The 21,116-nt window shown below is 69.4% G+C and carries 19 protein-coding genes; 6 read left to right on the top strand and 13 right to left on the bottom strand.

The annotated features are described in order from the left end of the window. Positions 1-43: 43 nt before the first annotated feature. The 4 genes from cydD to ACZ6SF_RS30835 all read right to left on the bottom strand — a co-directional run bounded on the left by cydD (position 44) and on the right by ACZ6SF_RS30835 (position 5,483). The gene (gene cydD / locus ACZ6SF_RS30850; protein ID WP_466066911.1) at positions 44-1,831 is read right to left on the bottom strand and encodes a thiol reductant ABC exporter subunit CydD; all 1,788 of its coding nucleotides are present in this window, start codon (positions 1,829-1,831) and stop codon (positions 44-46) included. Positions 1,832-1,837: 6 nt separating this feature from the next. Beyond that, positions 1,838-2,932, bottom strand: a complete 1,095-nt coding sequence (gene cydB / locus ACZ6SF_RS30845; RefSeq protein WP_466066909.1) for a cytochrome d ubiquinol oxidase subunit II — start codon at positions 2,930-2,932, stop codon at positions 1,838-1,840. 9 nt (positions 2,933-2,941) lie between these two features. After that, positions 2,942-4,411, bottom strand: coding sequence for a cytochrome ubiquinol oxidase subunit I (locus tag ACZ6SF_RS30840; protein WP_466066908.1), 1,470 nt, complete (start codon positions 4,409-4,411; stop codon positions 2,942-2,944). A 151-nt stretch (positions 4,412-4,562) separates the two neighbouring features. Next, positions 4,563-5,483, bottom strand: a complete 921-nt coding sequence (locus ACZ6SF_RS30835) for an aminodeoxychorismate lyase (protein WP_466066907.1) — start codon at positions 5,481-5,483, stop codon at positions 4,563-4,565. Between the two features lie 173 nt (positions 5,484-5,656). Between ACZ6SF_RS30835 and ACZ6SF_RS30830 the strand changes: the two genes are divergently transcribed. The 5 genes from ACZ6SF_RS30830 to ACZ6SF_RS30810 all read left to right on the top strand — a co-directional run bounded on the left by ACZ6SF_RS30830 (position 5,657) and on the right by ACZ6SF_RS30810 (position 9,302). After that, a complete protein-coding gene (locus tag ACZ6SF_RS30830; RefSeq protein WP_466066905.1) occupies positions 5,657-6,058 on the top strand; it encodes a sterol carrier family protein in 402 nt (133 codons plus the stop codon). A gap of 74 nt (positions 6,059-6,132) precedes the next feature. Then, entirely contained in the window at positions 6,133-7,248 is a 1,116-nt protein-coding gene (gene ygfZ / locus ACZ6SF_RS30825; RefSeq protein ID WP_466066903.1) for a CAF17-like 4Fe-4S cluster assembly/insertion protein YgfZ, read from the top strand. 33 nt (positions 7,249-7,281) lie between these two features. After that, positions 7,282-7,968 carry an MOSC domain-containing protein gene (locus ACZ6SF_RS30820; RefSeq protein WP_466066901.1) on the top strand — a complete coding sequence of 229 codons (687 nt, stop codon included), beginning with the start codon at positions 7,282-7,284 and terminating at the stop codon, positions 7,966-7,968. After that, the gene (locus ACZ6SF_RS30815; protein WP_466066900.1) at positions 7,965-8,930 is read left to right on the top strand and encodes an asparaginase; all 966 of its coding nucleotides are present in this window, start codon (positions 7,965-7,967) and stop codon (positions 8,928-8,930) included. The genes ACZ6SF_RS30820 and ACZ6SF_RS30815 overlap by 4 nt, the downstream gene beginning before the upstream one ends. Before the next feature lie 162 nt (positions 8,931-9,092). Continuing rightward, complete coding sequence (locus tag ACZ6SF_RS30810; protein ID WP_466066898.1) at positions 9,093-9,302, top strand: DUF3073 domain-containing protein; 210 nt, start codon at positions 9,093-9,095, stop codon at positions 9,300-9,302. Positions 9,303-9,720: 418 nt separating this feature from the next. Here ACZ6SF_RS30810 and purM read toward each other — a convergent pair whose 3' ends face one another. The 9 genes from purM to ACZ6SF_RS30765 all read right to left on the bottom strand — a co-directional run bounded on the left by purM (position 9,721) and on the right by ACZ6SF_RS30765 (position 20,354). After that, positions 9,721-10,800, bottom strand: coding sequence for a phosphoribosylformylglycinamidine cyclo-ligase (gene purM / locus ACZ6SF_RS30805; RefSeq protein ID WP_466066896.1), 1,080 nt, complete (start codon positions 10,798-10,800; stop codon positions 9,721-9,723). 151 nt (positions 10,801-10,951) lie between these two features. Continuing rightward, a complete protein-coding gene (gene purF, locus ACZ6SF_RS30800) occupies positions 10,952-12,547 on the bottom strand; it encodes an amidophosphoribosyltransferase (protein ID WP_466066894.1) in 1,596 nt (531 codons plus the stop codon). A gap of 354 nt (positions 12,548-12,901) precedes the next feature. After that, positions 12,902-13,396 (bottom strand): WapI family immunity protein, encoded by a 495-nt coding sequence (locus ACZ6SF_RS30795; protein WP_466066892.1) that lies wholly within the window; start codon positions 13,394-13,396, stop codon positions 12,902-12,904. Then, positions 13,393-14,040, bottom strand: coding sequence for a lysostaphin resistance A-like protein (locus ACZ6SF_RS30790; RefSeq protein ID WP_466066890.1), 648 nt, complete (start codon positions 14,038-14,040; stop codon positions 13,393-13,395). The genes ACZ6SF_RS30795 and ACZ6SF_RS30790 overlap by 4 nt, the downstream gene beginning before the upstream one ends. After that, positions 14,037-15,776, bottom strand: a complete 1,740-nt coding sequence (locus ACZ6SF_RS30785; RefSeq protein WP_466066888.1) for an alpha/beta hydrolase — start codon at positions 15,774-15,776, stop codon at positions 14,037-14,039. The genes ACZ6SF_RS30790 and ACZ6SF_RS30785 overlap by 4 nt, the downstream gene beginning before the upstream one ends. 76 nt (positions 15,777-15,852) lie before the next feature. After that, positions 15,853-18,144, bottom strand: a complete 2,292-nt coding sequence (gene purL / locus ACZ6SF_RS30780) for a phosphoribosylformylglycinamidine synthase subunit PurL (RefSeq protein WP_466066887.1) — start codon at positions 18,142-18,144, stop codon at positions 15,853-15,855. Positions 18,145-18,382: 238 nt separating this feature from the next. Next, positions 18,383-19,663, bottom strand: a complete 1,281-nt coding sequence (locus ACZ6SF_RS30775) for a M18 family aminopeptidase (protein WP_466066885.1) — start codon at positions 19,661-19,663, stop codon at positions 18,383-18,385. A gap of 62 nt (positions 19,664-19,725) precedes the next feature. Beyond that, positions 19,726-20,100 (bottom strand): PIN domain-containing protein, encoded by a 375-nt coding sequence (locus tag ACZ6SF_RS30770; protein ID WP_466066883.1) that lies wholly within the window; start codon positions 20,098-20,100, stop codon positions 19,726-19,728. Beyond that, positions 20,097-20,354 (bottom strand): hypothetical protein, encoded by a 258-nt coding sequence (locus ACZ6SF_RS30765; RefSeq protein ID WP_466066881.1) that lies wholly within the window; start codon positions 20,352-20,354, stop codon positions 20,097-20,099. Before ACZ6SF_RS30765 ends, ACZ6SF_RS30770 begins: the two co-directional genes overlap by 4 nt. Positions 20,355-20,434: 80 nt before the next feature. Between ACZ6SF_RS30765 and ACZ6SF_RS30760 the strand changes: the two genes are divergently transcribed. Beyond that, a complete protein-coding gene (locus tag ACZ6SF_RS30760) occupies positions 20,435-21,115 on the top strand; it encodes an AAA family ATPase (RefSeq protein ID WP_466066879.1) in 681 nt (226 codons plus the stop codon). Position 21,116: the final 1 nt, after the last annotated feature.

Raw genomic sequence — 21,116 nt, 5'->3', positions numbered from 1 at the left:
GCCGCGCGGGCGCGGGCGGCGGAGCGGTGCGGGTTTCGTGGGTTCATGGCGAAATTCGAGGGGAGCGCATGGGTACGGTGACGATCTCGTCGGCGGCGGACAGCAGCGCGGGCCGGTGCGCGACCAGCACCACTGTGACGCCGGTACGGGCGAGTGTGGTGAGCGCCGCCGCCACTTCGACTTCACTGTCGGGATCCAGATGGGCGGTCGGTTCGTCCAGGAGCACGATCGGGCGATCCGCGGCGAGCACGCGGGTGAGCGCGAGCCGCTGGCGTTGTCCCAGGGAGAGCCCGATCCCCCCGGACCCGACCACGGTATCCCATCGCGCGGGCAGCGCCTCGAGCACGGCGTCGAATCCGGTTACCGCACAGGCGGCGTCGAGTTCGCTGAGGACCCGCGCCGGGCCCCGGCGCGGCGAACCCGCCACGGTGGCCCCGAGCAGTTCCAGATTCTCGCGCAGGGTTCCCGGCACCAGCACCGGCCGTTGCGGTAACCAGGCCAGCCGCGACCACCATTGCTCCGGCGGCATCGATCGGATATCCACACCGTCGGCGAGTACGGCGCCGGCGGTGGGTTCGACCAGCCCGAGAATCGCCTGCAGCGCGGTGGATTTACCGCTGCCGTTGGGTCCGGTGAGAGCGGTGACCCGGCCGGGCCGCAGGATCGCGGACAGGCCGTCCGGTGCGGCGCCGTCCCTGGATTCGACGGTCAGGTCACGGATTTCGATCAGGGCGGGGCCGGAATCGGATGGGGCGGTGAGTGCCCGGCCACCACGGCCGGGCAGATTCGGAATCCCGGGGCCGACGCTGCCCGGCTCCGCGCCGGAGTCGGTGGCGGGCGGATTCCGGTCCAGGATCGCGAAGGCCCGGTCCGCGGCGGCCGTACCGTCCTGGGCGGCGTGGAAACGCTCCCCGACGGCCCGTAGCGGCAGGTACACCTCCGGGGCGAGTACGAGTGCGACGATCCCGGCGTAGAGGCTCATATCGCCGTGCACCAGCCGCATCCCGATCGCGACCGCGACCAGCGCCACCGAGAGGGTCGCCAGCAGTTCCAGCACCATGGCGGACAGGAAAGCGAGCCGCAGGGCCGCCATCGTGCGCTTGTGCAGCGATTCGCCGAGCTCGCGGACCCGGCCGCTCATACTGCGGCCCGGGATATCCGGTCCGTCCACGCCTTCCCGCCCGAGCGCGCGCAGCGTGGGCATTCCGGCGAAGAGGTCGAGCAGCCGGTCCGAGAGCCGGGTGGTGGCATCCAGGGTGGCCCGGGCCCGGCCCTCGGTGAGCAGGCCGATCAGCACCATGAAGACCGGGATGAGCGGCAGCGTGACGACCACGATGAGCGCGGAGGTGAGATCGTGCGCCGCGATCACCGCCAGCACCACCGGCGGCACCAGGACGGCGAGCAGCAGAGCGGGCAGGTAGCCGGTGAGGTAGGCGCGCAGCCCGCTGAGCCCGCTGCCCACCACGACAGCGATCTCGGTGCGGCGCGCGTCGAGTTCGCGGGGCGCAAGGGCGGCGCCCGCGTTCAGCACCGACTCCTCCAGTTCCGCGACGACCCGCACCCCCGCCCGGTGCGCGATCCGCGACTGCCACCACGAGGCCAGGCCGCGACCGGCCAGCGCCAGGGCGAGCACCACCAGTTCCACGGTCCACGCACCGAGTGCGCGGCGGCCGGGATCGGTGATGACACCGGCCAGCACCCGGCCCAGCGCGACCGCGGTCACCACGATCGTCACCGTGGTCACCAGCGAAAGACCTACGGAGAGCGCCAGATACCTCCGGGCGGAGCGGGCATGGCGCCAGAGGCGTGGGTCCACGGGCGGGCGGGCCATTCGGTGTCACTCCTCGGTGGCGACGCGGGGGGAAAGTCCGATTCCGGGCGGGATGTGTTCGACCCTAATGCGTTTGCGGAACACCCAGTACGTCCAGGCCTGGTATCCGAGGACGACCGGCGTGACCAGTACCGCGGCCCAGCTCATCACCTTCAGCGTGTAGGGAGTCGACGAGGCGTTGTCGACGGTCAGGCCGAACGCGGGATCGATCGTGGAGGGCAGCACATCGGGGAACAGCGCACCGAAGAGCAGGGCCGAGGCCGACAGCACGGTCAGCGCGGTCCCGGCGAAGGACCAGCCGTCCCGTCCGGCGAACAGCGCTACGGCGCCGGCGACGAGCCCGAACACCGCCAGCGCCACCAGGATCCAGGTCCAGCCGCTGCCGTAGGCGAGCTGGGTCCACAGGCCGAACCCGGCCACCACGACCGCCGTCGGCGCCAGCAGCAGCCGCGCGATGCGGACGGCGTCGTCGCGGACCTCCCCCGCGGTCTTCAGGGTCAGGAACACCGCACCGTGCAGCGCGAAGAGCAACCCGGTGGTGAGCCCGCCCAGTAGCGCGTACGGCGAGAAGAACTCACCGAACGACCCGGCGAACTGCTTATCGGCATCCAGCGGCACCCCGCGCACGATATTGGCGAATACCCAGCCCCAGGCCAGGGCGGGTACCCAGGAGCCGATTCCGATTCCGATATCGCAGCGGGCCCGCCAGCGCGGATCGTCGATCTTGCCGCGGTATTCGATGGCGCAGATCCGCAGGATCAACGCCACGAGCAACAGCAGCAGGGCGAAGTAGAAACCGGAGAACATACTCGCGTACCACTCCGGGAACGCGGCGAACAGCGCGCCGCCGGCGGTGATCAGCCAGACCTCGTTGCCGTCCCACACCGGGCCGATGGTGTTGAGTACCACTCGGCGGCGGGTATCCGCGGTGAGAGCGTCAGGCCCGGAGGCGGCAGCCTGCCCGCGAGCACCGCCAGTGGATACCGAGCCTTTTCCGAGGATCGGCATGAGCATGCCGACGCCGAAATCGAAACCCTCCAGCACGAAATACCCGGTGAAGAGCACTCCGATGAGCAAAAACCAGAATTCCTGCAGTTCCATCCCCGGCTCCTAGTAGGCGAACGAAAGCTGCTCTTCGGCAGGTTTTTCGGTGGGGCCGCCGGTGGCGGCGGTCTCGTCGTGCGGCTGTTCCGGACCCTCGCGCACGTAGCGGCGCATCAGGTAGAACCACACAACGGCGAGCAGCCCGTAGACCACGGTGAAGGTGATCAGCGAGATCCAGACCGTCACGGTCGCGTGATCGGAGACGCCCTCCTGCACCATGAGACGCAACTCCTGGTCACCGGTCGGGTTGGGCACCACCACCCAGGGCTGGCGACCCATTTCGGTGAACACCCAGCCGGCCGAATTCGCCAGGAACGGAGTCGGTATCGCCAGCAGGCTCAGCCAGGAGAACCAGCGTTTGTCCGGGACCCGGCCGCGTCTGGTCACCCAGAATCCGGCGAAGACCAGGACCGCCGATCCGGCCGCGAGGCCGATCATGGCGCGGAACGACCAATAGGTGACGAACAGGTTGGGCCGGTAGTCGCCGGGCCCGAACTTCTCGTTGTAGGCCTGCTGGAGGTCTACGACGCCCTGCAGTTCGACTCCGGTGAACGTGCCCTCGGCCAGCCAGGGCAGCACATAGGGCACTTCGAGCACATGGGTCACGCTGTCGCAGTTGTTGTGGGTGCCGACGGTGAGGATCGAGAAATCCGGATCGACCTGGGTGTGGCACAGCGATTCCGCGGAGGCCATCTTCATGGGCTGCTGGTCGAACATCAGCTTGCCCTGCACATCGCCGGTGTACACCAGGGCCACCCCGGAGATCACCGCGATCAGCAGCGAGACCCGCGCCGCCGGGCGCCATACGGCGCGGGCTTCCTCGAGGCGGCCGGCGTCACCGCTGCGCGCGTGCCGGACCATCCACCATCCGGCGATACCGGCGACGAAGGTCGCGGCGGTAAGGAACGATCCCGCGACCACATGCGGGAAAGCGGCCAGCGCGGTGTTGTTGGTGAGTAGTTCGACGATGCTGGTGAGCTCGGCGCGGCCGGTCTCCGGGTTGTATCGCGCGCCGACCGGATGCTGCATGAACGAGTTGGCCGCGATGATGAAGTACGCGGAGGCGTTGACCCCGATCGCGACCATCCAGATGGTGCCCAGATGGACGAGTTTCGGCAGCCGCGACCAGCCGAAGATCCAGAGCCCGATGAACGTGGACTCCATGAAGAACGCGACCAGTCCCTCGAGGGCCAGCGGCGCTCCGAAGACATCGCCGACGAATCGGGAGTACTCGCTCCAGTTCATCCCGAACTGGAACTCCTGCACGATCCCGGTGGCGACGCCGAGCGCGAAGTTGATCAGGAAGAGCTTTCCGAAGAATTTGGTAAGCCGGTACCAATGCTCCTTGCCCGTGATCACCCACGCGGTCTGCATCCCGGCGACCAGAGGCGCCAGGCCGATCGTCAAGGGAACGAACAAGAAGTGGTAGACGGTCGTGATGCCGAACTGCCACCGCGAGACATCCAGGGCGTCCACACCGAGCCTCCTGTTACTACGACGTGTCGTAGTTAAAGAGTACGCACCCGGGTCACCGGATCAATGTGTCGCCGAACACGACATGCCGATCGATCTCCATACGATCCCGCAACACTTCCCGAGCCGGCACACGTGACCGGGCCCGCCCCCTTCACCAGTCCGCAATGGTCCCGGTGCGTTCGATCCCGCGATCGACCATCTCGGCGATCTCGGCGGCCGACTCCGACGCCGACATCCGTACGCCGTCCAGCGAATTCACTCGTGCGGCGAGAGTCACACTGCTGAGCATCCAGATGCTGTCGCAGTCGAACAGGTCCGCGGTGAAAAGCGGTTCGTACTTGCATTCGTAACCGTGGCGCTCGGCCTCGGCGTAGAGCGCGCGCTGCGTGACCCCCGGCAGCACACCGTGCTTGTGCGGCGGGGTGAGCAGTTGTTTGCCGCGCGCGATCACCACCGTCGACCGGGGCCCCTCCAGCACCCGATGCTCGGTACTGGTGAAGATCACATCGTCGGCGCCCATCCGGGTGGCGAACCGCAGCGCGGCCATATTCGTGGCGTAGGACAGGGTTTTCGCGCCCAGCAGCTGCCAGGGCGCTGCCTGCGCGAGATCGATCGAGATACCGCGGGTCAGCGTCACCACCGCGACGCCGTCGGTCCGGGCCTTGGCGACCCGTTCGGCCAGCGCGGTCACCAGGACGTAGGTCGTGGGCACCGGGACGGCCTCGGACAGTTCGCCGGATCTGACCGCCGCCGCGGGATCGCCCAGCGCGCTCTCTCTGCCCCGCGTCAGTACCAGGCGCATCACGCCCTCGGAATCGGCGCCCCATTCCTTGGCCGCCGTCTCCATCGCCGCGCGCCAGCGCGCCAGATCGGGCTCGGGTAGATCGAGTGCCTGCGCGGAACGGCGCAGCCGGGCGAGATGGAAGTCGAGCGCGCAGACCGTGCCACCGCGGATCAGCACCGTCTCGAAGATCCCGTCACCGCGCAGAACCCCGATATCGTCGGCATACAACAACGGCTGGTCCGCGTCGCGGACCTCGCCGTCGAGTGTTACAAGAACTCGATCCACCATGGCCACGAGCGTAGGCCAACACCGCCCGCGATGACGGCCGGAATGCCAGGCAGTCCGGACAATATCGGGCCGGGCGGCGGCCGGAGGACCGGACTTCGGGGTGCGCCGCCGCGGCCCGCCGGGCCCCGCGGCCGCGCTGGTTCCGGCGTGCCGGTGCTGGTTAGAGTCGGGCGGTGGCGCGACGAACGGATAACGATCCGGCCGCGGCGCGGTCGGCGGTGACGGCGATACGCGCGTGGCTGCTCGACGAGACCCACCCGGCACCGGCCCGCCCCGAACTCGCCGCCGCCGTCCGCGCCACCGCGCGCGCCCTGGCGGCCGTGGCACCGGGCCATTCGGTAGAGGTACGGGTTCCGCCGTTCGTCGCGGTCCAATGTGTCGAGGGTCCGCGGCATACCCGCGGAACACCGCCGAACGTCGTGGAGACCGATCCGCGGACCTGGCTGCTCCTGGCGACCGGTCTACGGGATTTCGCCGAGGCGGTGACGGCCGGGTCCGTCGACGCCTCCGGGAGCCGGGCCGGCGAGATCACCCGCTGGCTGCCGCTGATACCCGTCCGGGCGGATGAGGGCTGATCGGGCGGCCACGAAACACCAGGTCGAGGCCCCGCTGATGCGCGAAACACCGATCGGCTCCTAGAGTGGAAGCCGTGTCCGTGGTCGCCGCACCCAGCCCTGTCCTCGCAGTACCGGGAGCCGTCGCCGCCGCGCCGGGCTCCCCGGACGCCCCCGTGCCCTGGCACTACGGCGATCCGCTCGGCGAACAACGCGCCGCCGTGCAGCGCGTCGCCGTGGTGGACCGCTCGCACCGGTTCGTCTTCACCATCACGGGCTCGGAACGGCTGAGCTGGCTGCACACGGTCACCAGCCAGCACATCACCGAACTCGGCGAAGGCCGGTCCGCGGAGAATCTGGATCTGGATCTCAACGGCCGGGTTCTGCATCATTTCGTGCTCACCGAGCTGGACGGCACGGTGTGGATCGATACCGAAGCCGACCGCGGGCCCGCTCTCCTGGACTTCCTCACCAAAATGGTGTTCTGGGCCGACGCGCAACCGCGCGAGGCCCCCGATCACGCGGTGCTGAGCCTGCTGGGCCCGCAGGCCGCCGATCTACTGCCCGCCCTGGGCCTCGACCGGCTGCCCGATACCTACGAGGCCCTGCCGTTGCCCGGCGGCGGCTTCCTGCGCCGGATGCCGTGGCCCACCGCCGACTCCTTCGATCTGGTGCTGCCCCGGGAGCAGTTGCTCACCCGGTGGCACGGACTCGTCGAGGCCGGCGCGCAACCCGCGGGGTCCTGGACCTACGAGGCCCTGCGAGTGGCGGCCCTGCGGCCCAGGATCGGGATCGATACCGACGACCGCACCATCCCGCACGAGGTGAACTGGATCGGCGGGCCCGAGGAGTACGGCGCGGTACACCTGGACAAGGGGTGCTACCGGGGTCAGGAAACCGTGGCGCGCGTGCACAATCTCGGCAAACCGCCGCGGCGGCTGGTCCTGCTCCATCTCGACGGTTCCGCCGACGAACGGCCCGCCCCCGGCGACGCCGTCACAGCGGGCGGACGTTCCGTCGGCGTCCTCGGCACCGTGATCGACCACTACGAGTTCGGCCCCATCGCCCTGGCGCTGATCAAACGCGCGGTCCCGGCCGACACCCAGCTCACCGTCGGCGCAACCGCGGCCGCCATCGACCCCGATTCGGTACTCGCCGACGACAGCCCGCAGGCCGGCCGGCAGGCCATCGAACGGCTCCGCGGCCGCTGATCCAGCACCACGAGCCGAGAGGAACGAGCGCCGATGCGGGTTGGGGACACCGGGCGGATTCTGGCCGTCTGCACCGTGCACGCCGAGTTGCCGGTGCCGGGTCGCGTCGGCCGCACCGCCATCGACAAACGCCCGGTCGCCGGCCGGGTCCGGGCCGGCCGGCTCGGTCTCGACGGCGACCACGTATGCAACACCGAACACCACGGCGGAATACATCAGGCCGTCTACGGCTACGCCGACGAGGACGCCACGAACTGGGGCGCCGAACTCGGCCGGGAGCTGCCGGCCGGCTGGTTCGGGGAGAACCTGCGGATCACCGGGCTACCGCTGAGCGACGCGGTGATCGGCGCGCGCTGCACGATCGGCGGGGCGCTGTTCGAGGTGAGCGCGCCCCGGGTCCCGTGCGCCACCTTCGGGCACTGGACCGGCGAACCCCAGTGGGTGCGCAGGTTCACCCTGCGCGGCGATACCGGCTGCTACTTCCGGGTCCTCACCGAGGGCACGGTCGCCGCGGGTGACCGGGTCGAGTTCGTCCACGTACCCGCCCACGGCGTCACCGTCCGGGATGTCTTCACCGGCGCCGACCCCGACCGGCTGGCGGTACTGCTCGACGCCGAACCCACCATCTCCGACGATATCCGTGCCCAGGTCGCCCGCCATATGAAGCGGCGCACCGCGGCCACGGGCGACGCCGCCACCGAACCGGAGCCGATCGGATGAGCGTCGAATTGGTGGAGATGGTCCGCTCCGGATTCCGGGAATGCGTGCACCGGGGCTCGGTGGTGATCATCGGGCCGGACGGCGAACCCACCTTCGAGGCCGGCTCGGTCCACGTACCGATCTATCCGCGGTCCACCAATAAGCCGATGCAGGCGCTCACCCTGCTCAAGCACGGTTTCGAACCACTCGACGAGGCCGAGCTGGCCATCGCCACCGCCTCACACACCGGCGAACCGGACCATATCGAACTGATCGAACGCCTGCTGCGGCGCTTCGGTTTCGACGAGAACGATCTGGCCTGCCCACCCGATCTGCCCATGGACGAGCATGCCCGCGCCGGCGTGCTGTACCGGGGCGAGAAACCCGCCAAGCGGTATATGAACTGTTCCGGCAAGCATGCGGCCATGCTCGCCACCTGCAAGGTGAACGACTGGCCGACCGACGGCTATCCGGACAGCGCCCACCCACTCCAGCGGGCGGTTCTCGCGCAGGTGATCGAACTGACCGGGGAACCGGAAACCGATCTGGGCATCGACGGCTGCGGACTGCCCATCGTCCCGGTCTCCCTGGTGAACCTGGCGCGCGCCTTCGCGGCCCTGGCCACCGCCTCCGAAGGCACCCCCGAACGCCGGATCGCCGATGCCCTGCGCGCGCATCCCCGGGTGATTTCGGGCACCAACGGCGCCGATCTGCAGACCATGCGCGCGGTTCCGGGACTGCTCTGCAAGCTCGGCGCGGACGGGGTGCACGCCGGTGCGCTCCCGGACGGGCGCGCGTTCGCCTACAAGATCGACGACGGCGCGGACCGCGCCCGGATCCCGCTGACCATGGCTGTTCTGCAGCGTATGGGGGTTACGTGGTCGGATGAACTGGCCGCGCTGGCCGCTCCGCCGGTACTCGGCGGCGGCGCCAGAGTCGGTGTGATCCGGGCCATACCCGGGGTGGTCGCACCGGGCAACTGAGGGGCGAAACATCGGCAAACCGGTCGATCGATCCGTCCGATCGCCAACTGGTGGAAGCGCGACGGCCGGACACGCGCTAAAGTGTCTGTCAGGAAGATATTAATTCGAACGGGGCCGCCACCAATCCCCAGGCCGCCCCGCTGTGACGCGAGGGGGTCAGCCATGGGCCGTGGCCGGGCTAAGGCAAAGCAGACCAAGGTTGCGCGCGAGTTGAAGTACAGCTCGCCATCGACCGACTTCTCGAGCCTTCAGCGCGAGCTTTCCGGTAGCGACAACACCCCACGGGGTGGGGTCCTGTCGGATGAGCACGACGCGGACGACTCCTTGTCCAAATGGGATGAGGACGACAACTACGACGACTGGCGCCGCTGACCGGGCGCGTACGCGCGGGGAGGCCGATGGCCTCCCCTTTGGCAGTTCACGCCGGTTCGCGCCGTTTCCCGCCGGGCACCCCGGCGGTGAATGACGTGAACCGGCGAATCGGCTCCGGTCGGCACCTGACAGGCTCAGAACACGATTGAACCGGTGGTCCCCCGACCACCGGTTCAATCATCTGCATCCGGACAAAGCACCCCCACATCGCTCCCGCGACCACCCTCGGAGTCCCCGCCCCTCTGTCGGCAAGCTTCCGCAGGCCCCCACCCCCTTCTCACCTCTGGTCACACCCCTGGGCGGGGCCCGCCCCGGTTCTGGAGCGACCAGAGGGAGGGAGCGCAGCGACCGACCGCCGGGAGTGAAGAACCGGGGTTAATAGGGCCCCGCCCTCGAGCGGCGGAGCCGCTCCAATACTTCAGAACCGTGGGTGGTCGCCGAGGAGGACGGCGCGGGGGGCGTCGGCGTCCTTCGCCTTCTTCAGGCTGCCCAGCGTCCAGCATTCGATATGCCGGGCGGTGAGTACGGCCAGCGCGCGGTCGACATCTTCGGGGGCGACCACCGCCACCATCCCGACACCCATATTGAAGGTCTTCTCCATCTCTTCACGCTCCACCCGGCCGCGCTGGGCGATCATCTTGAAGACCGGCGCCGGGTTCCAGGTGCCGCGGTCGAGCTCTGCCACCAGGCCGGGGGGCAGTACCCGGGCCAGGTTGGCGGCGAGGCCGCCACCGGTGATGTGGGAGAAGGTGCGGACATCGGTTTCGGCGATGAGCGCGAGGCAGTCCTTGGCGTAGATCCGGGTGGGTTCCAGCAGTTCTTCGCCGAGCGTGCGACCGAATTCCTCCACATGCCCGGTCAGCGCCATCCGGTCGATTTCGAGCAGCACCTTGCGGGCCAGGCTGTATCCGTTGGAGTGCAGCCCGGAGGAGCCCATGGCGATCACGACGTCGCCGGGGCGGACCCGGTCCGGTCCGAGCAGTTCGTCGGCCTCCACCACACCGACGCCGGTGGCCGAGAGGTCGTAGTCCTGGGCGCCCATCATGCCGGGATGCTCCGCGGTCTCGCCGCCGAGCAGCGCGCAACCGGCGCGAACGCAGCCCTCGGCGATACCGGAGACCAGTTCGGCCACCCGCTCCGGGATGACCTTGCCGACGGCGATGTAGTCCTGCAGGAACAGCGGTTCGGCGCCACACACCACGAGGTCGTCGACGACCATCGCGACCAGGTCCAGGCCGACGGTGTCGTGCTTGTCCAGGGCCTGCGCGACCGCGATCTTGGTGCCCACGCCGTCGGTGGACGAGGCGAGCAGGGGCTCCCGGTAGCTCTTCTTCAATGCGAACAGCCCGGCGAAACCACCGAGCCCGCCCTGGACCTCGGGGCGGCTGGCCTTGCGCGCGAGCGGGGCGAACAACTCGACGGCCCGGTCACCGGCCTCGATATCCACACCTGCTGCGGCGTAGGAGGCACCGGCACCGGTGGCGTTCTGCTCAGTCATTGTCGGGGAAAGCTCCAAACCGAATCCGCGGGACGATTTACCTGCTGAGCTGAGTGTATTGGCGTACCCGCGCGCGTGGGGCCGGTACCCCCATGTGTCTCGAACCCGTGCGGTGGCGCCGGACACGTGAACCGGCGGCCGACCGGCCGGATCACGGCCGGCTGAGTGCGCTGGCGTTCGCGTTCTCGGTGAGTACCCGGGTGTGGGAGCGGCCGCCGAACTCGAGCAGGTTCTTGCCGATCGCCGCCTCGGTGGGCAGCGGGATCGGATAGTTGCCGTCGAAACACGCACAGCACAGCCGTGTCCGCGGCTGTTCGGTGGCGGCGACCATCCCGTCCAGGGAGATATAGCCGAGGGTGTCGGCGCCGATGGACCGGCGAACGCCCTCCACCATTTCCCGGACGGCGGCGGAATCGACGGGGCCCACGGGACCGTCCGGATCGGTCCCCGCGTTGTTGGCGACCAGTTCGGCCCGGGAGGCGAAGTCGATCCCGTAGAAGCAGGGCCATTTCACCGGCGGGGAGGCGATGCGCACGTGGATCTCGAGCGCCCCGGCCTCGCGCAGCATCCGGATGAGGGCCCGCTGGGTATTGCCGCGGACGATCGAATCGTCCACGACGATGAGCCGTTTACCGCGGATGACCTCGCGCAGCGGATTCAGCTTCAGCCGGATACCGAGCTGGCGGATGGTCTGACTGGGCTGGATGAAGGTGCGGCCCACGTAGGCGTTCTTCATCAGGCCCTGTCCGTAGGGCAGGCCCGAACCCTGCGCGTACCCGACCGCGGCCGGGGTTCCGGATTCGGGGACCGGGATCACCAGATCGGCGTCCACCGGGTGTTCGGCGGCGAGACGGCGGCCGATCTCCACGCGGGTGGCATGAACGGAACGACCGGAGATGTGGCTGTCCGGACGGGCCAGGTAGACGTACTCGAATACGCAACCCTTGGGTTCGGGGTTGGCGAAACGCAGCGAACGCACACCGTCGGCGTCGATGGCCAGCAGTTCACCGGGTTCGATCTCGCGGACGAAGGAGGCGCCGACGATATCGAGGGCCGCGGTCTCACTGGCCACCACCCAGCCGCGTTCCAGCCGGCCCAGCACCAGCGGGCGCACACCGTGCGGATCGCGGGCGGCGTAGAGGGTGTGTTCGTCCATGAAGGTGAGGCAGAACGCGCCCCGCACGGTGGGCAGCAGATCCATCGCCGCCTGCTCGATACTCGAATCCGCGGCGGCATGCGCGAGCAGTGCGGTCATGACATCGGAATCGGAGGTGGCCGATACCGAGCCGGGGCGCCCCGGTCCGGCGACCAGGCCGAGTTCCCGGGCCCGGTCCGCCAGCTCCGCGGTATTGACGAGATTGCCGTTGTGTCCGAGCGCGAGCCCGGAGCCGACCGCGGTGGTCCGGAAGATCGGTTGTGCGTTTTCCCAGGTCGTGGCGCCGGTGGTGGAGTACCGGCAGTGGCCGACGGCGACATGGCCGGGCATGGCGGCCAGGGTTTGCTCGTCGAACACCTGGCTGACCAGACCGAGGTCCTTGAACACCAGCACCTGTGAACCGTCGGAGACCGCGATACCGGCGGCCTCTTGTCCACGGTGTTGCAGCGCGTACAGGCCGTAGTAGGTGAGCTTGGCCACGTCCTCGCCAGGAGCCCAGACTCCGAAGACTCCGCACTCCTCCCGGGGCGGGTTCTCCGTCTCGTCGGTTGCGGTGGGATTGCTGACAGCCGGTTGATCGGCGTGGGTCACCGTATGCTCCCTGGTCGGGCGGGTGGTGGGGGCACCCGACAGTCTACGGGTGTCCGGCACGCGAGCGGCACCGGACCAGCAGTCCGGCGGCAAGTGGCGACACGCCGGGCGGATTCCGGTCGCCACGGCGTAGCGCACCGGCCACCGGCGGTGTTCAGCAAACGCTTGTCCGCAGTTAACGCCCCTTTCACCTGCTGAAATGCGGGCGGGCGGCGACGGCGGCAGCAGGTGGGCCGCCGGATCGGCCGCCGGCACCGGCCGTGTGCCCGCGCGGCGCCCATAAGCCCGGGACCGTCCGCGCGCAACGTGGGAGATATCACCCGGCTCGGCGATCGGCACGCAGTCGTGCCCCGGTCACCAGCCGCGGCCGGGTAACCGGCCGCCGGGCGGCAGATATCCGTCGACCTCGGCCCCCAGTTCCTTGGCCGCGGTCGCGATATCGGCGGGGGCCAGGCGCGCGGTGACGACGAAGGGCGAAGCACCGTCGTTGCGCCGATCCCAGGGCGGCGAGAACTCCAGATCCAGCGCGATCGCCAATTCGACGACGCCGGCACCGCGGGTGGCGGTGAAACCCAGGTTGGGCTCGGTAAAGGCCAGGCGGGCCGGGCCGGGCGCCGGATCACCGTCGGGTTCGGCCTCGGCGGCGATCCGTTTCAGCCAGTCGGCCAGTTCCACCGCTTCGTCCAGCGTCAGGGCCTGCCACCGGAACGTCCAGTTCCCCTCCGGGCAATTCGCGGCTCCCGCGACGACCAGCCAGCCGTACCGGATTCGCGGATCGATATGGTCCGGAAACTGATATCCGGCAACAGAGAGCTCCACACCGTATCCGTCGCTGTCGATCAACCTCACCGGCGCAGTGTGTCACCCTCGGCGTGTTCGTGCCCAGCAAACGCTTTTCGTACCAGCAGCGCCCCACCGGCGTTGACCGCCCAGTGCAGCAGCGCGGGCGCCGTGACACTGCCGGAACACCGCGCGAGCGCACCGAAGAGCAGCCCGGACGCACCGGTGAAGGCCACCGTCGCGGCGACGTTGTCGCCGGCGGCGCGCGCCGGATGGATATGCCAGAGCCCGAAGGCCGCGGCCCCCGCGACCCATCCCGCCCGGGGCCCGAATTCGCTGTCCAGCAGCGGATCCAGGGTGGCCCGGAAGATCATCTCCTCGGGATAGACCGTGCCCAGCGGAATATGGATTCCCACCCATTCCGCGGTGCCCACATCGGCCGCGCGTTCTCCGGTGCCGCCGAGCGCCTGCCGTACCGGGGACAACCGGGAGGCCAGCGTGTAACCGGCGGCCACGAGTGCGGCACAACCGATTCCGGCCCGCAGCCCGCGTCCCGACACCCAGTTCGGGCGGCCGTCGAACACCAGCGTGTACCCGGTGGCGGCGAGAGCGTTGGCGAATGTGCGACCACGACGGTCCAGCCCGGCCCGGGGCAGCAGCCAGTTGTTCCACAGCAGCGGCGCAACCACCGCGATCGGTATCCGCGCTATCATTTCACCTCGCGCTCGTAGGCCTCGTAGGCCTCGATCTCCAGCCGGACCCGTTCGGCCAGTTCGGGATTCCACCCCGGCGGCTGGGCGACGGCGGCCCAGCCGTCCAGCACCAGACTCCCGTAGCGGTGGCCGTGGCCGTCGCGGACGCCCTGGGCGTTCGTGAGGTCGGCGGAGACCTGCCAGAAGGTCACCAGCGGCGCCCAGCGCATCCGCGGGGAGACATCGCTGCCGCGCGGTTCCGATAGCCAGTCGGGCCGGGTGAGGGCCAGATCCGGTGACCACCACACGATCGGATCGGACGCGTGCTGCAGGTAGGCGATCCGCGGCGCTCGCCACTCCGGGCCCGGGCGGGCGAGTTCCGCGCTGTCGGCGGCGAACCGGATCACCAGGCCGTCGGCGTACACCGGCGCCGTCTCGGGCGAGCCCGGATCGCGGCGGCTCACGAACTGCTGCCACAGCCGGTTCGAGTTCGGCGGGCCGACCCACAGTGCGCCGTCGACCTTCTCGCGCAGATCGGCCAGCCCGTCGAACGCGGCCTCCGACCCCTGCGATCCCAGACTCTCCCCGTACACCAGCAGTTTCGGCCGGTCGGCGGCCGGGCGTTCGCGGACCTTGTCGTAGACCGCGTCGAACAGTTCGCGCCCCTCGTCGGCGACCTTCCCGCGGTCGGCCAGGAACGACAGGGCGCTGGGCAGATAGGAGTACTGGGTGGCCACGATGGCCGAATCGCCGCCGTACATGTACTCGATCGAGTTGGCGGCCATCGAATTCACCCAGCCGGTACCCGTGGTGGTGACCACGACCAGCACCTGACGATCGAAGGCGCCGGTGCGTTCCAATTCGGCGACCGCCAGCTCGGCCTGGGTCTGCCCGGTGCCGCGCACCGATTCCAGGCCCACGTAGGCCCGCACCGGTTCGCGCGCGGGCCGGCCGGTGACCCGGGCGATGCGGTCGGCGCCCGGACCGTGCGAGACGAACCAGCGCCCCTCGAAACCGAGCGTGTCCCAGGCCGCCAGGGAATCGGGGCTGCCCGACCGCTCCGGAAGTTCGGGTTGCACGGCGTATTCGGAACCGTTGTCGTTGCGAACACTGAACGCCGAGTTCGCGACGGCGAAGAACGCGCGGCCGGCGACCCCGTTGAACAGGGTGACCACCAGCAGCACCATCAGCAGGAAACCCGCGGACGGCGCGAGTTCGCGCGGGACCCGGACCCACCGGTTGAGTTCGCGGGCCAGGAACAGCGCCAGCTCCCGCAGGGTGCGGTATACGGCCACGACGAGCACGCCGACCGTGAGGCTGAGCCCGCCGGTGCGCAGATACGCCGGGGTGGTGGTGCCCTCCATCCCCATCAACGCGGCCAGCTCACGCTGCCAGTGCGCGGACTGCACCAGCATGTACCCGGCGCTGAGCACGGCGGTGAGCAGTACCGCCGATTTCAGCGCGTACCGGGTCCAGGTGGGCGGCGACGGGATCCGGGTGAGCCGGGGCCGGACCCACAGCCGGAACAACCACTCCAGCAGACAGCCGACGCCGTACCCGATCGCCGCGTTGATACCGCTGATCAGACCCTGGAACATCCAGTCGCGCGGCAGCAGCGACGGGGACACCGACAGCGCGAAGAACACCGTCGCGACCACCAGACCCACATAGTTGAGGTCGACGATCCGTTCGGTGCGCCGGACCACCGCGACACACCGGGACCGCAATCTCGTCACGGTATCGGCGGTTTCCAGCACCAGACCAGTATGGAGGGCGCGGCCGGTCGCGGGCGGCGGCCCGGACCGCCGACGGCGTGGCACGCGCCCTCCGGACTCAGGCTCCGGCCCCGAAAAGAGCAGGCAGGGTGCCTTCGTGGGCGGCCCGCAGCTCGGCCATCGGGATCGCGAACTGGCCCTGCACTTCGATCGAGTCGGCGCCCTGGTCCACCACACCGATACGCACCCAGGGCAGGTCCCGGGCCGTGCACATCCGGGTGAACCGGGTCTCCTCCGAACGCGGCACCGCCACCAGCACCCGGCCGGCCGATTCGGAGAACAGCATGACGAACGGGTCGGCGTCCTCGGGCAGCAGCACCCGGCACCCGGTCTCCCCGGCCAGCGCGGCCTCCACGACCGCCTGCGCCAGACCACCCTCGGAGAGGTCGTGGGCGGCGCTGATCATGCCGTCGCGGGACCCGGCGGTGAGCACCTCGGCGAGCAGCTTCTCCCGGGCGAAATCGACCCGGGGCGGCAGCCCGCCCAGATGGCCGTGGGCGACCTGCGCCCAGACCGAACCGCCGAACTCGTCGCGGGTATCGCCCAGCAGGATCAGCGTCTCCCCCGGCTCCAGGCCGAGTCCGGTGGGGATCCGGCGGTGCACATCGTCGATGACACCGAGCACCCCGACCACCGGGGTGGGCAGGATGGCGTTCTCACCGGTCTGGTTGTAGAAGCTGACGTTGCCGCCGGTCACCGGGATACCGAGTTCCACGCAGCCGTCGGCCAGGCCGCGCACGGCCTGCTGGAACTGCCACATGACCGCCGGATCCTCCGGCGAACCGAAGTTCAGGCAGTTCGTCACGGCCTTCGGGGTGGCGCCGGTGCTGGCCACGTTCCGGTAGGCCTCGGCCAGGGCCAGCCGCGCGCCGGTGTAGGGGTCGAGCTTGGTGTAGTGCCCGGAGGCGTCGGTGGCCAGCGCGATACCGCGGCCGGTCTCCTCGTCCACCCGGATCATGCCGGCGTCGGCGTACTCGGCGAGCACGGTGTTACCGCGGACGTAGCGGTCGTACTGCTCGGTGATCCATTTGCGGCTGCACAGCTGCGGGCTGGCCACCAGCTTCAGCAGCGTCTCGCGCAGTTCCCCGGCCGTCTTCGGCCGCGGCAGCTCGTCGGGCGTATCGGCGTTGAGGGTGTCCTGGCTGTCGGGACGCCGCACCGGGCGCTCGTACACCGGGCCCTCGTGGGCCACCGTGCGCGGCGGCACGTCCACCACGGTCTCGCCGTTCCAGGTGACCACCAGGCGCTCACCATCGGTGACCTCGCCGATCACCGTGGCCAGCACATCCCATTTCGCGCAGACGGCGAGGAACGCCTCGACGTTCTCCGGCGTCACCACCGCGCACATACGCTCCTGCGATTCACTCGACAGGACCTCGGCGGGCGTCATATCGGCGGCGCGCAGCGGGACCCGGTCCAGTTCGATTCGCATCCCGCCGTCACCGGCGGCGGCCAGTTCGGAGGTCGCGCAGGACAGGCCGGCGCCGCCGAGGTCCTGGATACCCACCACCAATCCGGCGTGGTAGAGCTCCAGGCAGCATTCGATGAGAACCTTCTCGGTGAACGGGTCGCCCACCTGCACACTGGGCAGCTTCTTGCGCCCGGTACCCGATTCGTCGCCGGAGAAGGTGTCCGAGGCGAGCACGGAGACACCGCCGATCCCGTCCAGACCGGTGCGGGCGCCGAAAAGGATGATCTTGTTACCCGCGCCCGACGCGAACGCCAGATGCAGGTCCTCCACCCGCATGACACCCGCGCACAGCGCGTTCACCAGCGGATTGCCCTGGTAGGAGGCATCGAAGACCGTTTCGCCGCCGATATTGGGCAGGCCCAGGGAGTTGCCGTAACCGCCCACCCCGCGCACCACGCCGTCGAGCACCCGGCGGGTGTCGGCGGCGTCCACCGCGCCGAAGCGCAGCTGATCCATCACCGCGATGGGCCGCGCGCCCATCGCCATGATGTCGCGGACGATCCCGCCGACACCGGTCGCGGCGCCCTGATACGGCTCGACATAGGACGGATGGTTGTGGCTCTCCACCTTGAAGGTGACCGCCCAGCCGTCACCGATATCGACCACACCCGCGTTCTCGCCGATCCCGGCCAGCATGGAGGCGCGCATCTCGTCGGTGGTGGTCTCACCGAAATAGCGCAGATGCACCTTGGACGATTTGTAGGAGCAGTGCTCGCTCCACATCACGGAGTACATGGCGAGCTCGGCATCGGTGGGCCGGCGGCCCAGAATATCGCGGATCCGGGCGTATTCGTCGTCCTTGAGGCCGAGCTCGGCGTACGGCTGCGGCGTATCCGGGTTGGCGGCGGCGGTGGCGACCGTATCGACCTGCTCAGTCACGGGATTACCAGGATCCTTTCGTAGGTTGGCGCGCCGGCGCGCGCGAGCTCCGGCCGCCCCGCCCTCCGATGCGGGCGCCCCACGGGTCATCGATTCGGCATCTTCGCCGCGGGGTCGTCGCGAACACGGGGTCGGGCCGGAACGAGGGGCCTCGACGGCGGGGCCCCGACAGATTTGATCCAGCACGAATCTTACGTTCACCTGCGCCGGGCGCGTCCCCGGCCCCTTACCCGGACGATCAGCTCGCCGGTGCCAGGAACGCCGCCAGCGCCGACGCGTACGCGGTGATATCCGAGGCGCCCATCAACTCGCGGGCCGAATGCATGGCCAGCTGCGGCGCGCCGATATCCACCGTCGGCATCCCGGTACGCGCGGCGGTCATCGGACCGATGGTCGATCCGCACGGCAGATCGGCGCGATGGACGTACCGCTGCAGCGGTACACCCGCCTGCGCGCAGGCCAGCGCGAACGCCCCCGCCCCCACCGCGTCGGTGGCGTAGCGCAGATTCTGGTTCACCTTCAGCACCGGTCCGCCGTTGATCTCGATCCCGTGCGCGGGTTCGTGCCGCTCCGGATAGTTCGGATGGGTGGCGTGGGCCATATCCCCCGACGCGCATACCGACCCCGCGACCGCCGCCAGGAAATCGGCCCGCCCGCCACCGCGCGCCAGCACGATCCGCTCCAGCACCGTCGGCAGCAGTTCCGATTGCGCGCCCCGGTCCGACTGACTGCCCACCTCTTCGTGATCGAACACCGCCAGCACCGGCACCGCGGCCCCCGGGTCGTCGGCCGCGGCCAGGAACGCGTGCAGTCCCGCGTAACAGGTGCCCTGATTGTCCAGCCGCGGCGCGCTGATCAGATCACCCGCCGCACCGATCACCCGGCTCGGCGCCAGATCATGGGTCATCAGCTCCCAGCCGAGCACGTCGGCGGGATCCACCCCCGCCGATTCGGCCACGAAACCCAGGAACGACGCGGGTTCACTGCCCACCCCCCAGATCGCGTTCACATGCCGCTGCGGATCCAGCGCCACCCCGCGCCGGTCCTCGGACAGGTGGATCGCCAGCTGCGGCACCCGCAGGATCGGTTCGTCGATCCGCACCAGCCGCTCCCCCAGCCCCGACCCCGCCCGCACACTCAGCCGCCCGGAGATCCCCAGCTCCCGATCCAGCCACGAGTTCAGCCACGCCCCGCCGTAGGGTTCCAGCCGCACCATCCGCCATCCGGCGACCGTCAGGTCGGGATGCTGCTTCACCCGCAGATTCGGGCTGTCGGTATGGGCCCCCACCACCCGGAACGGTCCGGACTGCTCCGGATCTGCCCACGCCACCAGCGAACCACCGCGCACGATGTAGTAGCGGCCCCCGGTGCCGGGCCAGAGCCGGGTTTCGTCGAGCCGAACGAACCCGTGCGAATCGAGATCCTCGGCGATGGTTCGGCACACATGGAACGGCGAAGGGGAAGCGTCGATGAAGGCACACAGCCCGGCGGCCGTAGCCGCGGTAGCAGAAACCGGCATGCGTTGATTCTGGCGGGTGCGGCGCCCGCGAAGTCACTGCCCCTGGTCTACGAGGACCTGTGTCAGACAACCACCAGCCGCGCCGCGGGATCGAGAGCGGTCAGATCCTCCGGGTCGGAGGTAACGATGCGGTCGGCCCGCAGGGTACGGGCGACCACTATCACGTGCGCGTCCACGACATCGGCGGTACCGGTCGTGGCGAGCGTCGCGCCGACGGCGACCGCAGCGGTCTCATCGAGCGCGATGATGGTGACCGTATCTGTTTTCAGCAATCGCCGAATCGGATGCTGACGGGGATCGCTGCGCCACGCCTGCGCCAGCACCGTTGCCGGAACGACGATCCGGGTTTTCCGGCGGACGGCTTCCTCGAGCAGTCCGATGGCGCGTGGCTTGCCTTTCTCGAGTCCGATCAGTGCACCGGTATCGAGCACGATCACGCGGCACCGCCGAGGGCGTCGGTGCGCTCGGCCTCGATCTCGTCGAACACGCCGGCGGCCCAATCGCGATCGGCGTCGGCGACTCCGGCCGCGGTGGCGAGTTCTGTGAGGATTTCGGCGGCGGTGGCCCAATCGGGTTCGCGGCGGGCAAGATCGGCGAACCAGGCGGACACCGAGGACGCATTGCCGGATTCGACAGCACGCGCGGCCTTATCGGCGATCTCATCGGGGATGCTGATCGTGATCTTCTTCATCTGACCAATCTACCAGCAGAGTATTACCGAGTCATACCGATCGGGTTGCCCGAACAGAACCCCGGCCTAGACTCGACGAGGTGCTGGTGTGGATCAACGGAGCGTTCGGCGCGGGCAAGACCCAGACGGCATTCGAACTGCATCGACGCCTCACGGACCCGGCCGGATATCGGCCTGCCGACGATCCGCGCGCGGATCGAACAGACGCGCACATGCGCGGTTCCGCCGCGCATGTGGCCGACCCCGAACTCATCGGCTTCGCCATCCACAAGATGCTGCCGCCGGCCGGGCGCGGCGACTTCCAGGACCGCCCACAGTGGCGCGCGGCGGTCGTGGCCACCCTCGTCGATGCGGTGGCCGCGCACGCCGGGCCGGTGATCGTCCCGATGACACTGGTGAACACGGACTACTTCGACGAGATCATGAACGGCTTGGCCGCGAACGGTGTCGAGGTGCGGCATTTCGCCCTGATCGCGTCCGCCGAAACGCTGCACCACCGCCTTCGAGCCCGCTCGGGTTACTGGCTCGGCCGCGCCGTCGGCCGAGCCGATACCTGGGCCATACGGCAGATCCCGCGATGTGTCGGCGCCCTGGCCGGCGAGCGGTTCGCCGAACATATCCCCACCGACGGCCGCCGCCTCGACGATGTCGTCGAGGATATCGCGGCGCGGCTCGGCCTACCGCTGGCCGGAGGCCGTCTGCACCCGGCTCGCTACCAACTGCGGCGAGCCGCTGTCGGTATCCGCCACATCAGACTCTGAT

It is taken from the genome of Nocardia sp. NPDC049935, assembly GCF_055586645.1.
Note: the sequence above shows the minus strand (reverse complement) of the source record. Positions and strands in the feature narration are given on the sequence as shown.

Excerpts from the sequence above, each read along its gene's own strand:
- ACZ6SF_RS30765 (WP_466066881.1), bottom strand. The coding sequence starts at position 20,354 with ATGAAGAAGATCACGATCAGCATCCCCGATGAGATCGCCGATAAGGCC.
- cydB (WP_466066909.1), bottom strand. The coding sequence starts at position 2,932 with ATGGAACTGCAGGAATTCTGGTTTTTGCTCATCGGAGTGCTCTTCACC.
- ACZ6SF_RS30815 (WP_466066900.1), top strand. The coding sequence starts at position 7,965 with ATGAGCGTCGAATTGGTGGAGATGGTCCGCTCCGGATTCCGGGAATGC.
- cydD (WP_466066911.1), bottom strand. The coding sequence starts at position 1,831 with ATGGCCCGCCCGCCCGTGGACCCACGCCTCTGGCGCCATGCCCGCTCC.
- ACZ6SF_RS30810 (WP_466066898.1), top strand. The coding sequence starts at position 9,093 with ATGGGCCGTGGCCGGGCTAAGGCAAAGCAGACCAAGGTTGCGCGCGAG.
- ACZ6SF_RS30790 (WP_466066890.1), bottom strand. The coding sequence starts at position 14,040 with ATGATAGCGCGGATACCGATCGCGGTGGTTGCGCCGCTGCTGTGGAAC.
- purM (WP_466066896.1), bottom strand. The coding sequence starts at position 10,800 with ATGACTGAGCAGAACGCCACCGGTGCCGGTGCCTCCTACGCCGCAGCA.
- ACZ6SF_RS30835 (WP_466066907.1), bottom strand. The coding sequence starts at position 5,483 with ATGGTGGATCGAGTTCTTGTAACACTCGACGGCGAGGTCCGCGACGCG.
- ACZ6SF_RS30775 (WP_466066885.1), bottom strand. The coding sequence starts at position 19,663 with ATGCCGGTTTCTGCTACCGCGGCTACGGCCGCCGGGCTGTGTGCCTTC.
- ACZ6SF_RS30820 (WP_466066901.1), top strand. The coding sequence starts at position 7,282 with ATGCGGGTTGGGGACACCGGGCGGATTCTGGCCGTCTGCACCGTGCAC.